Annotated in this window: 18 protein-coding genes and 2 pseudogenes; 10 read left to right on the top strand and 10 right to left on the bottom strand. The window is 59.8% G+C overall.

Annotation, left to right across the window (positions count from 1 at the left end):
- Positions 1-3,596: 3,596 nt before the first annotated feature.
- The 5 genes from AC0L3K_RS17025 to AC0L3K_RS17005 form a co-directional block, all read right to left on the bottom strand.
- Positions 3,597-3,833 (bottom strand): hypothetical protein, encoded by a 237-nt coding sequence (locus AC0L3K_RS17025; protein WP_473255664.1) that lies wholly within the window; start codon positions 3,831-3,833, stop codon positions 3,597-3,599.
- Positions 3,834-4,201: 368 nt separating this feature from the next.
- Positions 4,202-4,660 carry a hypothetical protein gene (locus AC0L3K_RS17020; protein WP_473366443.1) on the bottom strand — a complete coding sequence of 153 codons (459 nt, stop codon included), beginning with the start codon at positions 4,658-4,660 and terminating at the stop codon, positions 4,202-4,204.
- On the bottom strand, positions 4,650-5,225 hold the full coding sequence (locus AC0L3K_RS17015) for a hypothetical protein (RefSeq protein WP_143273104.1): 576 nt from the start codon (positions 5,223-5,225) through the stop codon (positions 4,650-4,652). Before AC0L3K_RS17015 ends, AC0L3K_RS17020 begins: the two co-directional genes overlap by 11 nt.
- Positions 5,226-5,252: 27 nt before the next feature.
- Positions 5,253-5,891 (bottom strand): hypothetical protein, encoded by a 639-nt coding sequence (locus AC0L3K_RS17010; RefSeq protein ID WP_473366442.1) that lies wholly within the window; start codon positions 5,889-5,891, stop codon positions 5,253-5,255.
- Between the two features lie 596 nt (positions 5,892-6,487).
- Positions 6,488-6,766 (bottom strand): helix-turn-helix domain-containing protein, encoded by a 279-nt coding sequence (locus AC0L3K_RS17005; RefSeq protein WP_473366441.1) that lies wholly within the window; start codon positions 6,764-6,766, stop codon positions 6,488-6,490.
- Between the two features lie 55 nt (positions 6,767-6,821).
- Here AC0L3K_RS17005 and AC0L3K_RS17000 point away from each other — a divergent pair, with 55 nt between their 5' ends.
- Genes AC0L3K_RS17000 through AC0L3K_RS16980 form a run of 5 tightly spaced genes read left to right on the top strand, consistent with a single transcriptional unit; the run spans position 6,822 to position 9,680 of the window.
- Positions 6,822-7,628 (top strand): YqaJ viral recombinase family protein, encoded by an 807-nt coding sequence (locus AC0L3K_RS17000; protein ID WP_473366455.1) that lies wholly within the window; start codon positions 6,822-6,824, stop codon positions 7,626-7,628.
- A 59-nt stretch (positions 7,629-7,687) separates the two neighbouring features.
- A complete protein-coding gene (locus AC0L3K_RS16995) occupies positions 7,688-7,915 on the top strand; it encodes a hypothetical protein (RefSeq protein WP_473366440.1) in 228 nt (75 codons plus the stop codon).
- Between the two features lie 30 nt (positions 7,916-7,945).
- Positions 7,946-9,109 (top strand): ERF family protein, encoded by a 1,164-nt coding sequence (locus AC0L3K_RS16990; RefSeq protein ID WP_473366439.1) that lies wholly within the window; start codon positions 7,946-7,948, stop codon positions 9,107-9,109.
- Positions 9,106-9,459: a hypothetical protein gene (locus AC0L3K_RS16985; protein WP_473366438.1), complete on the top strand. Its 354-nt coding sequence runs from the start codon at positions 9,106-9,108 to the stop codon at positions 9,457-9,459. The genes AC0L3K_RS16990 and AC0L3K_RS16985 overlap by 4 nt, the downstream gene beginning before the upstream one ends.
- Positions 9,456-9,680: a hypothetical protein gene (locus AC0L3K_RS16980; protein WP_473366437.1), complete on the top strand. Its 225-nt coding sequence runs from the start codon at positions 9,456-9,458 to the stop codon at positions 9,678-9,680. Before AC0L3K_RS16985 ends, AC0L3K_RS16980 begins: the two co-directional genes overlap by 4 nt.
- Positions 9,681-9,945: 265 nt before the next feature.
- Here the strand turns inward: AC0L3K_RS16980 and AC0L3K_RS16975 are convergent, their stop codons facing one another.
- From AC0L3K_RS16975 to AC0L3K_RS16965, 3 genes and pseudogenes are all read right to left on the bottom strand, one after another.
- Positions 9,946-10,656, bottom strand: a complete 711-nt coding sequence (locus tag AC0L3K_RS16975; RefSeq protein ID WP_143273106.1) for a hypothetical protein — start codon at positions 10,654-10,656, stop codon at positions 9,946-9,948.
- A 420-nt stretch (positions 10,657-11,076) separates the two neighbouring features.
- Positions 11,077-11,478, bottom strand: a pseudogene (locus AC0L3K_RS16970) (caspase family protein); the annotation flags it as partial.
- Between the two features lie 173 nt (positions 11,479-11,651).
- A pseudogene (locus AC0L3K_RS16965) lies at positions 11,652-11,825 on the bottom strand (transposase); the annotation flags it as partial.
- 43 nt (positions 11,826-11,868) lie between these two features.
- Between AC0L3K_RS16965 and AC0L3K_RS16960 the strand changes: the two are divergent.
- Positions 11,869-12,069: a hypothetical protein gene (locus AC0L3K_RS16960; protein ID WP_473366436.1), complete on the top strand. Its 201-nt coding sequence runs from the start codon at positions 11,869-11,871 to the stop codon at positions 12,067-12,069.
- Between the two features lie 373 nt (positions 12,070-12,442).
- Here AC0L3K_RS16960 and AC0L3K_RS16955 read toward each other — a convergent pair whose 3' ends face one another.
- Both AC0L3K_RS16955 and AC0L3K_RS16950 read right to left on the bottom strand, forming a co-directional pair.
- On the bottom strand, positions 12,443-12,739 hold the full coding sequence (locus tag AC0L3K_RS16955) for a DUF6894 family protein (protein ID WP_473366435.1): 297 nt from the start codon (positions 12,737-12,739) through the stop codon (positions 12,443-12,445).
- A gap of 182 nt (positions 12,740-12,921) precedes the next feature.
- Complete coding sequence (locus AC0L3K_RS16950; RefSeq protein WP_473366434.1) at positions 12,922-13,167, bottom strand: PilZ domain-containing protein; 246 nt, start codon at positions 13,165-13,167, stop codon at positions 12,922-12,924.
- A 662-nt stretch (positions 13,168-13,829) separates the two neighbouring features.
- Between AC0L3K_RS16950 and AC0L3K_RS16945 the strand changes: the two genes are divergently transcribed.
- From AC0L3K_RS16945 to AC0L3K_RS16930, 4 genes are all read left to right on the top strand, one after another.
- Complete coding sequence (locus AC0L3K_RS16945) at positions 13,830-14,234, top strand: hypothetical protein (RefSeq protein WP_473366456.1); 405 nt, start codon at positions 13,830-13,832, stop codon at positions 14,232-14,234.
- 341 nt (positions 14,235-14,575) lie between these two features.
- Positions 14,576-15,043, top strand: a complete 468-nt coding sequence (locus tag AC0L3K_RS16940) for a hypothetical protein (RefSeq protein WP_473366433.1) — start codon at positions 14,576-14,578, stop codon at positions 15,041-15,043.
- Positions 15,044-15,374: 331 nt separating this feature from the next.
- Positions 15,375-15,932, top strand: a complete 558-nt coding sequence (locus tag AC0L3K_RS16935) for a transglutaminase-like cysteine peptidase (protein WP_473366432.1) — start codon at positions 15,375-15,377, stop codon at positions 15,930-15,932.
- A gap of 1,149 nt (positions 15,933-17,081) precedes the next feature.
- Positions 17,082-18,115 (top strand): glycoside hydrolase family 16 protein (locus AC0L3K_RS16930; RefSeq protein WP_473366431.1); only part of this gene is annotated, 1,034 nt, incomplete at its 3' end.

The raw sequence follows: 18,115 nt of genomic DNA, 5'->3' as shown, positions 1-18,115 counted from the left end.
ATAGGCGTGCAACAGGCTGGGGGCCGCTGGCGCGATGGAACAGGCACGCTACCCACTGGTGAGAAGGTGGACGCCGGAAGATCATCAGCGGCTGATCGCTCTGGCCGCCGCAGGAAATCGACCCGACGATATCGCTCGCGCGCTGGGATAGGAGAACTGCGCGGCTGGTGCACGATAGTTCGAATTTCCATACGACGAATATCGAATCATGGAAATCGAACCCGTTTTCAGGCAACCCCCGCTAACTGGTGGTTCGGGAACAAAAATGCCCGATCGATGCGACGATATTCTGTCTCGGCAAGTTGGCAACGAATGTCACTTGTTACGCTTGATGCTACCGAGATGCGTTAGACCTGAAACTGCTGACCAGAAATGGATCTGCACGTGAGGCCGGCTAGCTATACGAACACGCGAGATCGAAAAGCTCCGAATACTGACGACGCCAAACCACGAACATAATACCGCAAATATCCGTTGCGAGTTGCGGCCACTTCTGTTTGAGCTGTGGAGAATAGTGAAAACCAGAAGAATTAAGAGCGCAGCTCGCATTTAATCCGACGCAGTGAGTCGGAGTCCCTGAAGTGCCGGACATTTGGTTTCCACTTCTCGCGACCGCCGTCGTCGGCACACTCCTTTTCCTGGCGTTCCGACGATAGCCCGCCGTGTGGCAATGAATCCTCAGCGGCCGCTGAAATCGCGGTTCCCTACGTGATGCCTTTGACTGTGCATAAACAGAAAGGTTCACTTCCAAGACAGGAGGTGGACGTGAGTACCTGGTTGCTCATTTTTCTAGTTATTTTGAGCGTGGGCATTTTAATCGCACACGCTATCGACGCGATGCGCTCCTGAATCGCCGGACGTCACTTTCCATTTAATTAGATTTTCGTGAAGAAGACCAAAATCGCGCACTTGCCTCATCGTAGGCGCTCCGCCCGAAATAGAGCGGCTGAGGGCTGAGTCTTCCCGCATCGCTCGTCAAGGCGAGGCAGACTGGTGAGTCGAGAAGCAAGACAAGGGAATGCATGTTGTTTTGGCACTAACGAGGGGAAGGCTGCCTTCGCGCAGCTATGCAAGTCGCAAAGCGTTCATTGTTCAGACGCCTAGCGGCCAAGTTTGCTCTCTCAAGAGAGAAGAAACCCCGTGGATCACCAGCCGGAGAGCGAGACCGACATCCGGCTCGCGCCTTACGCAATCGAAGTACTGCTACCAGAAAGAGGGAGAACCACCGCATGAAAGCCGCGCAGATCGGCCGTTATTCGCAATGCTCAGCAGACGCCCTGAAACTAACCTCCTGCGAAACGATCAACCGCCCGATGGCAAAGAGCCGCGCGAGCCGATATTCGGCGCCGGAGACAGCCCCGTGTTGAGATCCACGCTCCTCCGCTTCCCCGCGCCAGCGTTTCGCGGCGCTCGCTTCCAGCTGTCGAACAGCGGGACCTTCGAGATTCGGTAGCCAAGGCCAAACAGAGATATCGTCGTCATCGGCCGAAACGCGCGATCTACCGATTTTCTTTGGCGCGGGATACTACATTCGGCTGATCCAAGCTAACGCGCGCAGATCGCGGCGGTGCCGGCGCCGTAGACGGTGCTGGCGGTGTTTTGTGCGATCGCGAGATCCAAGGCCCGGCCTTGTCTGCGGGCGGCAGTCGCCGGGAAGCCGTCCATTTTGCGAATTCGAAAACCGTGAGGCCCGAGCGGCAGGTCAGCAGCAATATCTTGCTTGCCGCTCGCAGCAACTCGACGCGTGGCGATCCACGGAGGGAAAGTCTACAGCGAGTGTGCGAAAGCGAACAGACCTGATGAGTCAATTTAACTAGTCTCGCGGTGGTCCCAATTGCGGGCCACGTCTTCTGGGGCAGTACCATAGAGGGGCGAGCAATGGACGCTCGTGCGCGACTAGATGGTTGTCATTTCGCTCTGCACCAACATTGTGAGGCACTCGCGTCTCAAGTATCCGAACTTGAGACCCTTAGAGACCGAGTAGCCAAGGCCGAGCGCAGAATCGTCGGTGCGACACGCGAAACTAGAGCTGGGAAGGCGGTTTATGAGGGCAGCGCGGTCGGCCCGGCCAGCAACGCGATCATCTGATCAGCGTAAGGGTCCGGGCTTTCAAGACTGACTTCGCTGCTACCCGCCCCAGCCGGGGGCCGGACTGTGGACATTCGTGATTACCAACCGCAATTTGAGCAGATGTCCCTCGATGAGTTGTGGGCTCTCTACACGGATGTCGATCAGATTCTCGCCGCGAGGATCGTTGCCAAAAAACAAGAACTCGACAGGCGACTCCAACAACTCCACCAAACTAATGGACCGGGCGGTTCATCAGAGCTCAATGTCCGCGCATCATCGTCGGGTCGCGACCGCCTCTGACAAGGGCGTCGCGCTTGCCGCAAACCCTGCGCGCGAGCGAGGCGCCCCGCCTACGGTGATCGGGCCATCGATCAATGTCTGCCGGCGGTTGCTTCAGCTTGTGGCTGCACCTGTCGTCCTGGCAACAGACCAAGAGACCGCGGCCCCGAACCAGCTGATGTCCATAACCGGGAGCAATGAAAATGCAACACCACAGCATCGCCGACGTCAGCTGCGTCATTCTTCAATGCCTGGATGCATATCAAGCCGCTGACGTTGAACCACTCGTGTTGAAGTGTTTCCCGGATCTCGACCGGCACACGCTTTGGCAAGCATACAACTTAGCCTTGGTGACATACACGTCAGGCACAGGCCTTCACCACCAACGACAGCAAGCGGCAGCCGCGCAATAACCGAATTTGGAAAAACGCTCGTGCCTGCGACGTGCTAAGCACCGCAGGACCGAGCCGCATCACAGATCAACAGGTCGCGTACCAGCGATCCGGAAACGGTAGTAGAGGCCAGGTGCCTGCGTTATCATTCGCGACCGCAGGCATACGTCGATGGTTCTCCGCCCATTCGACCCCCTCTCAGTACGAGTGGAAGAGAGGCACGCACCAGGCGCACGCCCGCGACGATGGGAGCATTGACCGGAAGACGTCCGGCTCAGATCACGCCCACAATGATCAAAACTCCGACCTCGACCAATAGGAGCGTACCCGTTGCGGCGGAGATGAAAAACAAATCACCCAATGACAGGAACTGCATGATTCCCCTCCCAATTTGCCAAAGAAGCGGCCCCTACATCCTTTTGACGGCGTGAGCAGGGGCAAGATGATGGGGCCGCTTCCAAGGAGGTCCTTGACGCGTGCGTCCGGCGCCAAGCACTCGCATCCTAATCCAAATTTAAATCCAGTCCACGATTTAATTCATTTAATTTCATTTTATTACGTAACATTTAATCGGCGCGGCGAGCTATCTCTCTGCACGCCCGCGCTAATCGAGCGGCGGGCTCGGGCCTGACCTATATCGGGCGGCTGCCGCATGGGATTGGAGGGTTGGTATCGAAGCACCGGGACCGCCGGTGCGGTCGGCAGAAGCACTGGGTCAAGGTCAAGAACAGACAACATCCCCGATGTGCAGAGCGCCTTGAGCCTTCGAAGATCAGCGCTGTCGCCGAGCCCACGCGCTGGCTGGTTCGGTGACTTAATTTTTACCGCGACATGTCCGCTCAACCCTGAACAGCGTCAGGGATCTTCCGCGATCTCGGCCCTCAATCTGCCATCGAATGGCTGCTCGCCATCGACATCGCAGAACTCTCCTGGGAGATGCAACGCTACCGGATTCTGCGACATAGGCTCCTGCACACCTATCGCCACAAGGCGATCGAGATGACGCTTCGCCGCATTGATGTAGCGGGCATTGTCCCGGACTTCCAAAATGCAGCCGAAATTCACACCATCCAAAACGCGCTGGATTAGCAACTAGATGCTTCTGCTGCGAGCGATATCGAAGCCCGTCTTCGAGCGTAGGGGATGCCGGAGATCTCAGACATCCCAACCACGGACATCACACAGACGTGGGGTCTGAGCGCGTCAACTTGCGGAGCTGAGTTGAATCGATTCAACAAAATTGGCTTCGTTCTGCACATTCCGAGTCTCCCTTCATCCCGCAGGCGGAGCCGCGCGCGAACATTCCAGTCCCAGTGCGCCATCTCCGCTCGGGTTGCCTTGGGCTTAAAGCGGTGCTTGAGCAGCTGACGGTGTGGTCGGCTGCTTGTGCAAGCCGGCAAGGCGGTCCCCACAGCTTTCCGCCTCCTTGGCGCGCCGCAGCAGCCTTGAACCACGCGCGGCTATGTGCCTGCGCCAGAGAGGCAAAGTCGGAGCAACTTTTCCCGCCTTGCCTGCGAGCGACGAAGATACCGCTCGACCATCTTGAGGTTGTGGAGGGTATGGAGGCCCGCGCCCGGTCGCAATGGTTGCCACGGCACTAGGGCCAGCTCGCAGTCAGGCACAGTTCCGTACAATTCCGTCAGAAGCGCGCCAGCCACCGCGCGCGCCGCAGTGACATCGAGTTCGGCCTGCGCGATCGATCGCGCCTGCATCAGGTCGATCTGGCCAGGCATTGAGGCGATGATCGCGCAGGCGAGTTGATCGACGCGTTCGAGCCGATCAGAACCGAACTGCGCTTGCGCGGCCAAACCATGGCGACGGGCATTTTGGCTCGCCCGCGACTTTCCAGCCGCGGAGGCTGGACCGGTGCTTCGTTTCGCGTTGGCGCGATTGGCGGCGCGTTGACGTTCACTGCTCATCAGTTGGCGGCTTTCGCAAACTCAAAGCTTCCGGTGCAAGATTTTTCCTGCACTCCCGCGCAAGCAGTTGCTCCTGCGCTTGCATGCGCCGATAGAACGCGAGGCCGGCGAGCGCCTTGTCGCGACGCGCGCCCTTCGACGATTGCAATTGCTCGAGCGCGATCAACGTCGGCAACGAAGCGATCATCGCCTCTGCCTCAATGTTGAGTTCGGTCAGCCCGGCTTCCTCGAGGAGGGCCGCCACCTCGGCTCTTGCATCCGGGTTGCCGCCCGACCAGCGCTCGATCAGTGCCACGCGGTCGGCGTCGCTCATCACCGGTCGGTGGCGAACAAGGTGAGCGTGGAGCGCCTCAAGCCAACGCATTGCGACGAACTGAGAGGCGGCCCGGTGTACGGTTGCAGTCTGCAGACCGCTGTGCGCCAAATCTTCGGCGTACATCTCCTCAATGCGGTCGCGGGGCTTGATTGCGGTTCTGAGCTGACGATACGTCTCGTCGAATTCGTCCGTTCGGGAACCAAGCCCGCGGCTTAATCTCACTCGTGGGTCGCCGTTTTGCTCTGCCATCTTTGCCTCCAGCGTGGCTTCCAAGATCTATTTTGCGGGATCGCGTGAGCCCTCGAGAGCACGATGAAAGCGGCGGCGGTCCTGCAGCGTGATGCTGCGTTTCGCAGCTTTCAATCTCGCCAGCCGATCCAGCGCCGCATCGAACATCGCATCCAATTTGCGTTCGAGTTCAAGCTCTCGGGCAACCACGTCGTCGGTGAGAACAGCCGCGGCGTAAAGCATCCGGCTCTCGTCGCAAGGAGGCCCGAGCCGCATTACCGCCGGCAGAAACACGTTTAGCACTTCGGTCCGTACGGCTTTGATCCACGCCTTGGCAGACTTGTACTTGCTTCTCGGGCAATGTTCGTTGAGGTGATGAGCGAGATGCCTCGGCGCGCCGTGGAGTATCCGCTCGAGCTCATGAGCGTGTTTCATCTGTTGCAGCAACTTCATGAACGCCAGCACCGCGTAATATTCGTCATAGGCCTCGTGCCGCGGATTGTATCGCGCGGACGTTGCGCGAACGGCCAGGAAGACCTGATGGCGCTGCTTGCGCCAGAGACACTTGGCCAGTGTCAGCACGGCGTCTTCTTCGTCCGGCCCCCAGGGCATGTGCTCCTTGGTCAATTCTGTAAGCAGACATTCAAACTCGACCGGATCTTCGCCGTCCAAGATCAAGAAAGGCATGTAGTCTCTCCTCGCTGGCTAACGTCTACAAACTGAAACGGCTTGCGTCTCGCCAGGCTCTGCGATGTGCTGCAGCAAATTCGCGAACGCCGCGCCGGTATGAGGTGGATCGAGCCATTCGACGACGTTAGTGCCGAATGAGGTCTGACGTCGCATCGATCAGCCGCGTCGACCGTGACCGCCTGGATCAGATCATCAGGGTGGGGTGCGCGGTCAGGGCCACGGCAAACAGGTCGAAGCGCTCTTGTGATTCGGCCGTGCGCAGCCGTCCCAAAAAAAACGTTGAAACAATTGGACTTTGAGATGGCGGCCATTTCCCCGGCTCTCGTAGAGAGAGAATGAGCTCGTCCGACCTGTTGTCCGACGTGCCGTTTCCCGGAAAACTCCGCCGCTGGGAAAAACACCATCCGAATCAAACGGAATTGGCGTCAGCGAATGGGTGGCACGCTAGGAGTTAATAGCGCCCTAACAGCCGTTCGCCGTGGCCGACCTATAGAGTTCAGCGCAGTCTTGGCCAATCCGCAGAAGACGATCCGAGGGGCGCGCGCGCCCTTCTCGATACCTCAAAGGCTAATTCCAACACTCGTTCTACAGGGTTATTTGCGAGGTTTTTCGCTAGCTGCTTTCCGTAGTCGGACGCCGGGGCCTCCACCGTTCTCGTCAATGAACTCGATACCGGCGGAAGTCAGGGCAAGCACGATGTTCTCGGCCGTTTGAGTCCGTCCGCCAAGAAGCCCGTCCAATGCCTCCAAACGCTTGATCGTTGGAATCGACACTTCAGCAGTTCTCGCCAGATCATCCTGCGACCACCCCAGCAATGCACGAGCGGCTTTGATTTGCCGAATTGATACTTTTAGTATTGACTTTGCCTTCATTCGGATCGATACTTTTAGTATCATTAGGTTAAGAATCGGTGGCTGGAGGATTGCAATGTTACCTGGTTTTGCCAATGCCCCTCGCGATCGCCGCTCCTTCATCGGCGGCTCGGATGCCCGCGTCATCCTGGGCGACGATCAGGACGATCTCACGCGCCTGTGGCGCGAAAAGCGCGGCGAGATCGCGCCGCAAGATTTTGCGGACAACCTGAGCGTGCAACTCGGCAGCGTCACCGAAGACCTCAACCGAAGCTGGTACCAGCGCGCGTCGGGCCAGACCATTGCCGACATTCAGAAACGGGTGCGGCATCCGGTCCACCGCTGGATGGCGGCCACGCTCGATGGCATTGTCGCGGAAACGGGCGCGGTGTTCGAGGCCAAGTTCATGTTGCCATGGGCCTTCACCGAGGAAGCTGCGGCTGAAAAGCACGCGGCGCAATTGCAGCACAATATGTGGGTGGTCGCTGCGCGATCCGCGGTGCTGTCGATCATCACGGGCGGCGGCAAATGGGTGGAGATCAAGGTCCATGCCGACCCGCTTTACCAGCATCTGCTGCTGACCGCCGAGAAGAAGTTCTGGCGCTGCGTGCAGACCGGCGAGCCACCGCAACTGTTTGGGGTTGAACCGCCGCGGCCGCGGCTTGAGGCGATCCGAGTAGTGGACATGACCGGCTCAAACTCATGGGCGGAATTCGCCGGGATCTATCGGCAAACGCGGGCGCCTGCGCTGGAGCATGACCGAGTGAAGGGTGAACTGAAGGCGCTGGTGCCCGAAGACGCCAAGGAGGCAACCGGCCATGGACTGCGGGCTAAACGCTCAAAATCCGGTGCGATCAGTTTTGAGCTGACGGCACTCGACTAGTCCCATGCGTCCGACCCGCGGTGCCGTGCCGCCGGTTCTAAAGCTTCCGGAGTCTGGCCATGGCGCCGTTCTTCGACTTTGCCCCTCTCGATCCTGCCTGCAATCCGCCGGAGCGCTACCAGGCCACCTTTGAGCTGCTGGCCGAGCTCTGGGGCCGGGTGCGCGGCTTTCGATCGCTCTGCGACGACGATCCGCTTCTCACCGCCCTGATCGCCCGCCTGGAGCTTGAGATCGTCGCCGCCGGCGTCGTGCTGGGCGTGCAGATCGAACTCGTCTGCCACCGCTAATTTCTGTTTGGCCAGCCCACGGAGCCAGTGATGCAGCAATCCAGTCAATCCATCGGCCAAATCGCCGGCGCCTTGGCCCGGGCGCAGGCTGAACTGGAAAATCCCGAGAAGTCACTCACGGCCACCATCGTCTCTCCCTTCCCCCGGGAGGAAAGCCGCAGCTTCCGCTATGCGTCACTGGCGAGCGGACTGGAGATCGTGCGCAAGTGCCTGAGCAAGCACGAGATCGCAACCGTTCAGGCCACTGCCCTCGAGAACGCGACAGGCCTGATCACGCTCACGACCACCCTGCTCCACAGCTCCGGCGAATGGATCGCCTCGGACTGGCCGGTGTGTCCGGTCTCCGAAACGGTGGCTCCGCACCGGATGGGCGCCGCGCTGAGCTACGCCCGCCGCTATGCGCTGTTCACGCTGGTCGGCATCGCCGGCGAGGACGACCTCGATGCGCCGGATCTGATCACGGATCAGCCGCCGCCCACCACGCCGCAAACGAGACCGAAGGTCAAGCCCGCCAAGGGCGTCCTCAATCGCGCGCCGGTGCTAGCGCCGCCGCAGTCCGCCGAGGTTCGGGAGCGGCTGTTGAGCCAGCTCGCATCGTTGACCGAAAGCGAGGACCTGCTTGCCCGGGCGAAGGCCAGCCTGCCGCTGAAGAACACGCTGCTGGAAGCCGACGCCCGGGCCGTCGAGGCCGCCTTTCAAATGACGCTCGCGCAAGCTCCCGCGACCAAGTTTGCAGAGGCAGCATGCGCCACAGACGGTGCGCCAAGCCTGGTCCCTGCACCGGGTTCGGCCTCCGCGGCGAGCACGACAGCCGACGCGAATGAAATACTCGGGCTTGCCTTCCCCAAGGAGCCGCCGCGCAAGCGCAGCAAAGACCACCGGCTGTTTGTGCGCGGACAGCCCTGCCTGGTCTGCCAGCAAACGCCGTGCGATGCTCATCATCTAAAATTCGCCCAACCCAGAGCACTGGGCCGCAAAGTCGGTGACGAATTTACCGTGCCATTGTGCCGCGCCCATCACGAGGAGCTGCATCGACACGGCAACGAGCGGGCTTGGTGGGCCAACCTGCAGATCGCGCCGTTGCCGGTCGCGCAGGAGCTGTGGGCGGCGAGCCCCGTCCACGGTCCGGCCGACACCGCGATCGGCACCGCGCCGTTTCCGGTCAACCTTGGATCGGAGGCCTCAGTCCGATGAACGGCCTCGTCCAAACGGCGCGCGAGCTGACCGCGACCGCGCTGCCGGCCGAGTTTGAGGCCTTGGCGCCGCCGCCCCTGCTGCTGCCCGGCGAACACCTCGACCAATACCACGCGCTGCGGCAGGCGATCTTCGCCGACCTAGCGCCGCGCTCCGCCATCGAATGGCTGCTCGCCATCGACATTGCCGAGCTGTCCTGGGACATCCAGCGCTACCGCATGTTGCGGCACAAGCTGCTCGAGACCTATCGCCAAAACGCGGTTGAAGCGGCGCTGCGTCGCATCGATCTGGTCGGGATCGATTCCGAGTTCGAAACGGAGCCGAGTCCTACACCCGGCAGAACGCATTGAGCTGGCGACTTGATCCCGTCGCTGCGACCGAGATCGACGCGCGGCTTGCGACCTATGGCCTCGGCCAACACGCCATCACCACCGAAGTCTACGTTCGGGCGCGCGAGGTCCTGGTCCTGTTCGAGGGCTTGCTCAACGCCGCACAAACCAAGCGCATGCTGCTCCTTCGCGAGATCAGGAATCCGCGCTTCGGAGGTGGACCGATGCGACAGCTACGTTGAAAGCCGGATCGAGCGTCCAATGCGAGCCTTCCATTCCGGCTCGCACTCAAGCTTTCAGTCTGATCGCCAAGGCCGAAACCGAGTTGCGAAGCAACACTGGATCATTAGCTGAGCACATGAACGCGAAGGCGCACAGCACTCGCGATCATGTTTCGAACACTTCGAAAAGTGGCCTGCGACCTCCCCATTGTTTTAGGGACGTTCGCTCACTTCACCATTTGATCCATCGGGGTAGTCACACCCGCGAACCTTCCAATCCGCCTTATTAGTGATGTTGCGGCTTACGCAGAGCCTCCGCTTCCAGGGCATCTGCCAGCAATTCGAGCCAATGCGCCGCTTCCCGTATTCTGTCTGGTGCAGGTCGCTCACCTCGCTCGAAGGGCCAGTAAAGCGCGACGGTTTCCGTCGACAGCGATGAGGCCTCGATAAGTGCTTGCACTGCCCCGATAGCTTCAAGTGGCCGGGGTGTCTCGCCTGCTATAGGCTGCGGCATGCATTCTCGCTTGCTCGTGACCAATTTAAGCGGTGCAGCCAACGGTTTCGGTTCGGGTGTAACAACTTGGTATGGTGCATTGAGGCGAACGATTTCCTTGGTGACGTGTACAGTGACCGTTCTTGCCGGACTGACTACCGGTTTCGCAGGCTGCGAAACCGGCGCGAGCATCGACAAATGAGACGCGCACCCGCGCCATGACCACCGATCCTCGTTCTGCATGAAAAATCGGCGGGCCGCGGTGACGTGCCGACCAATGAGAATCAGTGCGCAGCGATCGTCCTTGCCGATCGACCGGAGACCAGCTTGTTCGATCCATGCATGGAATGCTTGATCGCTCGGCAATTTGCTGCGAGCCCTACAGAATGCGGCAGCCAACTCAAACGTGCCCGCAATAAATTCTGTTCGCCCTTCTTTGGTGCGCTCGTGTGCGCGCTTGGCGCTACGCGCGAGCGCCTGAAGTTGTGCTTTAGTTTTCGTCATGACCATTCCCCTTCGCCGATCGGCCTCGCGACAGCCAACAGGCCGCCTGCAGACGCAGCTGTGATGTAAGGTGAAATGGTCGTGGCCTTCTTTGCGCTGGCTTTGGTGCTGGACGCTCGGCCGGTTCGGCCTGGTCTCGGACCTTATCGCTCGGGCTGGTGAGGGGCACCGCTACGCACGACCAACGGACAGTTTGGCCTCAATTGGCGTGGTCGTCAAGACCTAGCCGAGAGTGCGCATCGAGCGTTCGTCCTCGAATGCCGCAACCTGATCCCACAGCTGTTCGACCTCACTTGAGGAGTCGCCATCGGCTCGTACATTGATTGCTATTGCCACCGATCCCTCTGACTTAGGAGTTCTTAGAGCTTCAGCTGCGCGTCTGAGGTCTGCAATGGGTCAATCGCGTTAGTTTACCTGACCGAACAGCACGCGATCCAGCGGAAACGTCTCGTCGAAGACGTCGGTATGGGTCTCCAGCCCGGCGTCGGTGGGGATCAGGTAGTTGTTGCCGTCCAGCTCGATGCCGTGGCCGGCGTAGTAAATCACGGCAACATCGGCATCGCGTGCCTTGACGCCAGACTCGCGAAGCGCCTTGCGCATATCGACACCGCTCAGATCGAGCTTGGTATCAACGACGTCGAAGCCGGCCTTCTTGAACATGCTGCCGACCAGGGTCGCCTCGTTCACCGGATTGGCGAGCCGGGGCACGCTCTTATAGGCGGAGTTGCCGATCACCAGCGCGACACGGCGCTCGGCTTGGGCCATCCCACAGCCCAGCCAAGTCGAGAAAAGCAGTGAAGCCAATAACCGAAGCGCGCCCATATAAAAGCCCCAAATCACAATGTGATCAGAGTATTCGGACCCTCTCGGAAGGCAAGTGGCTGGTCTGTGATGAACGTCACAACGACTGAACACTCTCCATACCAGACAAGTGACGGAGATGAGAGGCGCGTGCCGGCCGCGATGCGCAGAGCCTGAGCCGGTGGCGGTCGTGCGACCAGCGATGCAAACCGCCTCAGATTCTGGGTGATGGCGACTAGAACAAACTCATCCTGGGCACCTTGCGGGCCGCGCAAACGGAGCCGACCAAGCTTCAGCATGCGCTCCAAGTGTGCGAACCTCATCTCGATCTTCTTGCGCTGACGCCGAGAGAGCTCGAAGCCCTCGGTGCCAGCTCTGCTCCAGATTGGCTTGTCGTACAAGGAGGCTGGTATGAAGAAGCTTTCGTCCGTCGTGCTCCTTGTCGGCCTGAGCGGGGCGGCACTGGCTCAAGAAGAGGCTCTTGAGATCGGCGCAATGGCCGAGCAGCTCAAGCAGGGAATGCCTAAAAGCCGAAGTCGCCAAAGCGACATCCAAGGAGCAAGCTCAACTTATCGTTCAAGAGGCGTGCGCAGATTTGCGCCTCAGAATTAGACCCAAGCTCATAGAAACCGTCCATCGGATACTGAGCCCTGTTCCCCCATCTTTCAACCCGGACCAAGCTGCCGATGGTGCATTGAAGATGACGCTAGTAGAGGCCTGCACCTTCACGTGGTCAGCGGTCCAGAGCAATGCGCCCAGTATCGATGAAGCTAATGAGGATGCCGCGCGGTTAAGTAGCAATTTTCCAGGCTGGAGGAGACCGCCTCGACTCTTGAATACCCTAAGATTTAAAATTGAAGGGAAGCCCGTTTTGCGGCTCACATTCAGCGAGGACGCAACATACGCACCGCCTGCGCCTTCAGCTGATTAACCGGCCAACTAGGACGAAAACCCCCTCCTCTTGGTAACTCGCGACTGCGGTCCCTCACGCCGCCGGGCCCTCCTCGCGGCCTGAGCTTGGCTGGCCTCCATCGCTCCGCCGCCCTTCAACTCTATGCCGTGCGATCTCGGCACCGGAGGCGTCAATCACGACAACCGTGCCCGTATCACGGTCGCAATCGGGATCGCTGGCGATATCCCGAGCGACACGGGCGCCGTATTGGATAGCTATCTCAGCAGAGCGAAGCAGCTCCCCCACGTCGTCCGCGTGTGGCTCGCCGTTGTGGAGAATCGGGAAGTAAGCAACGCATAGCCGCGGCTCTCGTCCTTTAGTCGCGATCATGCCCACATGTCGGGACGGCCCGCACCTGTCAAAAACGACAGGATCTTGGCAAGCGGATCACCGGGCGCCCTCCTCGTCATTGACCCGCAGCAACAACGCTCGACGCCTCCTGCTAGACAGCGTGGTAACACTACCCGGCCTTGTGCCCTGGGGCACTTGGCTGACAACCTACCAGAGCCGACTCAATCGGCTTTGAACACGACGCCGATGCGAGTATCACTGGACCAAACGAGACGACAATCTCGGATGATACGGTCTCTTTCCAACATCATCCTGAATGTGGCAGGCATGTGCAGCTTCGTCGATAACTCGATCCCAGCACCGTCCTCCGAGATATTGAACACGCGGCAACGTCGGCTGCCGCCATCTCCAAAAATGTAGGCGGCAAAGTCGACCTCCGAACGATCGATCTTCCGGCGATCCGACATGATTATCCTTGAGTTGACGCGGCTGTCTCGGGTCGTTCATCGGCCGAAGCTATTTCAAGCAGTCTAAACTGCCTCGCGATCCGTGTTGCCAAGCCCGACCACTCTTTGGCTAGCTCTCTCTCATAGTCGGATACGTCGTGTCCGTCTCGCTTAAGGACCGTGATCAGGATAGTTTGGCTCTGAACATAGGTCACCTTGTCAGCGATCTCTCGCGTCAAAACAGCCAGCTCGTCATCATTATCTGATGTCACGGCGATCTCCCTTGGTCGGACTGATCACGCGCAGAAAGGCGCCATTTTTGCATGCCCAATACTTACAGATCGTTACACGGGCACCCTGGACCGCCCGTATCTTGGGTCGACGTCACACGTGCCCCTGGTCTGCGCCTCAAGGGACATCGAGGCGCCGCACCGGATGGGCGCGGCGCTGACCTACGCCCGACGCTATGCCCTGTTCGCGCTGGTCGGGATTACCGGCGAGGATGATCTCGATGCGCCCGACGCTGTCGGCGGCCCGGCCGCGGGGCCGCACATAGCCTCTGGTACGAAAGCCAAGCCCACCAAGGGCATTCTCAACCGCGCGGTGGTGCTGGGGCCGCAAGAGTCCGCCGAGCTCCGGGAGCAGCTGTTGCACCAGCTCGCAGCCTGCACGAGGCCGAGGACTTGCTGGCCTGGGCCAAGGTCAGCCTGCCCATCAAGAACACGCTGCGCGAGGCGGACGCCCGACTGGTCGAGGCCGCCTTTCAAACGGCGCTCGCGCAAGCTCCCGCGACCAGCCTTGCAGAGGCAGCGCGCGCCGCAGATGGCGCGCCGAGCCTGGTCCCCGCACCGGGTCCGGCCACCTCGGCAAGCACGGCACCCGACGCGCATGAAACACCGGGGCTTGCCTTCCCCAAGGAGCCGCCACGCAAGCGCAGCAAAGATCCCCGGCTGTTTGTGCGCGGACAGCCCTGCCTGGTCTGCCAGCAGACTCCGTCCGATCCGCATCACCTGAAGTTCGCGCAACCGCGATCCCTGGGCCGCAAGGTCGAGCGACGAGTTCATCGTGCCGCTGTGCCGCACCCATGACCAGGACCTGCACCGGCACGGCGACGAGCGAGCCTGGTGGGCCGATATGCAGATCGCGCCATTGCCGGTTGCGCACGACTTGTGGGCGGCAAGCCCCGTCCACGGGATCGCCAGCCCGGCAACGATCGTCGACAGCAGCATGTCCGCACACGTCGCCGCGGAGGCGAGACGGCGATGAACGGCCCTTTCAAGACCGAACAGCAGCCCACGGTCAGCGCCATGCCCGTTGAGCTCGAAGTGCTGGCGCCGCCTCCCCTGCTGTTGCCCGGTGAGAGCCGCGAGCACCACCAGGCGCTGCGGCAAGCGATCTTTGCCGACCTCGCGCCGCGATCCGCGATCGAATGGCTGCTCGCGATCGATATCGCCGAGCTATGCTGGGAGATCCAGCGCTACCGATGTTTGCGCTACCTGCTGCTGAAACCCAGCGTCAACAGGCGATCGCAGCGGCCTTGCGCCGGATCGACTTGGTCGGCATCGCGCCCGACTTCGCGGACGAGGCCGAGTACTACACCCTGCAGAACGCCTGGAGCCGGCGGCGCGATCCCATCGCCGCCGACGAAATCGAAGCCCGGCTGTCGTCCTACGGCTTCGGTCAGCACGCCATCAACGTCGAAGTCCACGCCAAGGCGCGCGAGCTGTTCATCCTGTTGAGGGTCTGCTCAATGCCGCACAGACCAAGCGCGTCCTGCTGCTCCTGGAAATCCGGAACCAGCGCTACCTGGGCAGTCCCGAGCCGCGTTTACCCCAAGCACAAACTTGACAATCGGCCTGGCGCTGAGCCAAAAATCTGCGGGGTCTTTTGCTGTTGATGCTCGGTTGCCAAACCGCCATGCATTGAACCTGCGCATCAGGAGCCGGCTCGTGTAGCGGAATCTTGCCGGCGGTATAGCCCCGCTTCCGAGCTTTTTCCGGAGATAGAACACTCGCTTTCCGACCAGACCCGGTACGTCAGCGCGGCATTGCCATGACCGCATTGCGGGGAGCGACTGCGAGCGCCCACTCGCCTATTCCTCTTGGAGATGCCATCGAAGATGGCAGCGACGCTTCGCGCTTGGGCACCAATTGCCGCACAATTGATATGGCCTTTTTTCTGCACCGCAATACAATCTGGCTGATAGATGTTTTGCTAGGCTAATTGCGATGATCAGACGTGCTCTGTGCATGCTGGCCATGATGTTTTGCGCTTGCTGCCAGCCCGCCTATTCCAGCTTCGACACGCAGGGGGTCATCCCTCCCCTTTCGTTCGCGTTATTCTGCGCCCGGTATCCCGAAGATTGCCAGCAACACCGCGATCTCCGGATCACAGATTTCCGGTCTCGTGGTCAGCGATGGCGAGAGCTCAACCAGATCAATTCGGTTGTCAATTTCAGTATCGTACCAAAGACGCTATCGGCCAGCCGAAACGACTATGACTGGCAGGTCTCTCCTCATGAAGGAAACTGCGGAGATTATGCTGTTACAAAGCGCCATCTGCTGCTGCGTGCGGGCTGGCCGAGTTCGTCTCTTCTCCTGGCCGAGGTTGGTATTCGCGCAACCGGAGAACACCACCTTGTTCTGCTCGTACGAGAAGGAAGAGCTATTCTTGTTCTCGACAATCTGAGTACGGCCGTTCTCGGCTTCAATGAAGCTTTCGACCAATACATTCTGCTGCGCGCACAATCGAATCAGGACCCGCAACATTGGACAGGCAGGCTATAGCTCGATGGCGCATCAAGCACGCCAGCGGCTTGCGCCATCCGCAGTTGCTCCTGTTGCTCTCAAGGATGCGGAAAAGAGTGGTGGGAACGCGGACCGACAGCTGGCCCTAGCTTGGCCCGGCTGCGGATGATTAGGCCCAATCATCAACCCGCCACGACGGCTAGCCGCTCGCCGGCATTCTTCATCAACTGCTCAAGCGAAGGACTGATCGCTTCGCTCGGAGTGCATTGAACCTCGTGCGAGAGTTCGGTTTATTTTCTGCCTGCGGAGAGCTGATCCAGCCTTGGTCCATGCGGTCCCCGGTCCATGGGTTGCAAGATCGTCGCGCGCCCCGCTACTGTTTCGTCGCGGGATGCCTCGCGCTCGGGATCGTGGCTTTCTTGACGCCAGGTCCGATTTCTGATCGTTCTCAAACCGCGCCGGCTCATCTCGAGCATTTTTCCGCGTTCGTGGTGTTGGGGTGCGTATTTGCGCTTGCTTACCCAAACCGTTTTGCACATGCAGCTCTGATCGTGGTTGGAAGCGCGATCCTGCAGACGCCGCAGCTACTAACCACCGATAGGCATGGCCCTGATAGAATGCACCGATCAAGGTCGCAGGAGCTGTGTGCGGGCGGCATAGCGCTGGCTCGCCTGGTACTTCTTTCCAACATCTTTGCCACCTCAGCCCTGTTGAATTCGAGCGCACGGCGGGATTGGCTGACAGGACCTGTGCATCGAGCGGGCCGCAGCTCACATTGCAGCCTCCCACCGGCATGCGGCGAGCCGCATCAGGTGAGTATGTTTATGCGGACACAAGGTCCATGCTCTAAGTCGACAACACTGGTGTGACTCCAAGGAGTTGATGCAGCCATGATCCAAGGCGTGCGATCACCGTCCCGAGCCTCCCAATGATCGCACAAAATTAGTGCAGCAATTCATTTCGGTCACCATGCACTTCCAGCCACGAAGGGCGTATAGTCGAGAAAGACCGTGGTGATACTCCCTACTAAATGCGAGCCCACGCGTCTTGGAAAGGACTATCGGATCCGTGTGAGCTGTCCGACCCGGACGCCATTCTGATCGTCCGAGACGTCCAACGATCGAAGCGTTCGTTCCTCGCCCGGATATTCCCTTCACCGCTCAATGGCCATATTGGCGGAGAATTTCGATGATCGATCTTAGCGGTTACAAGCTAACGTTTGACGATGAATTTGATTCAAGGAGCATTTCACTTACTGGCGCCGGGACGAAATGGGCGGACACCAGGTCCGAATGGCGCGGCGACGCAGCGTCCGACGTTGGATTCGGCACCAGCTCGTTCGTCGATCCCAGCTCAGGATACGATCCATTCTCCGTTTCCCAAGGGGTGCTTTCAATTGCGGCTGTACCGGATCGTACTCCTTTCGGAGTCCCCGGAAGCTGGGAGTCCGGACTGATAACTACGCAGGCAACTTTCGCGCAGGAATACGGTTACTTCGAGATACGAGCAGAGTTCTCGTCGTTACCGGGTGCTTGGGATGCATTTTGGTTGTTGCCTAGCAAAGGCCTCCCCGACCCCAACGGGCTCGGACGATGGCAAGAACTGGATGTGGTCGAACACTACGGCGTCTGGAATAAAGGGGTATACAGCACCATCCACACAACAGACCAAAAGCCAAACGAAAACTGGCAAACGCTGCTTCAGGTTTACAGCGAATTAGCAACTCCTAGCGGCTATCATGCTTACGGCGTGAATTGGCAGAAGGACCAGATCAGTTTCTATATCGATGGCCAGCTGGTTGGGACTCGCGCAACGCCGAGCGACATGCACGGGCCAATGTATCTTCTCGCGAATCTGGCCACCCAAGAGCCCGCAAGCCTCGCGGGGGTTCCTATCACCAGCAAGATCGATTACGTCCGCGTTTATTCTGCTGACCCGGCGGCCACGGCTGTTTCTCAGGATCCGGTCTTGTCTCCCGACGGTTACGATCCTGGGACTTACGGTGCGGCAACCGCCGTCGGCGCATTCCAAACTTCACCCACTTCATCACAAACGATCGGCGCCGGTGCGGATCAACTCGTCTGCAAGATCAGCGAAGATGCCTATCTCGGCGACGCGCTCTATACCATCTCGGTCGATGGCACCCAGGTCGGCGGGACGCTGACGACCCACGCATCGCATGCAGCCGGTCAGTCCGACACGGTCGCAGTGCAAGGGGCTTG

This window comes from Bradyrhizobium sp. MI1.10, assembly GCF_055811035.1.
Note: the sequence above shows the minus strand (reverse complement) of the source record. Positions and strands in the feature narration are given on the sequence as shown.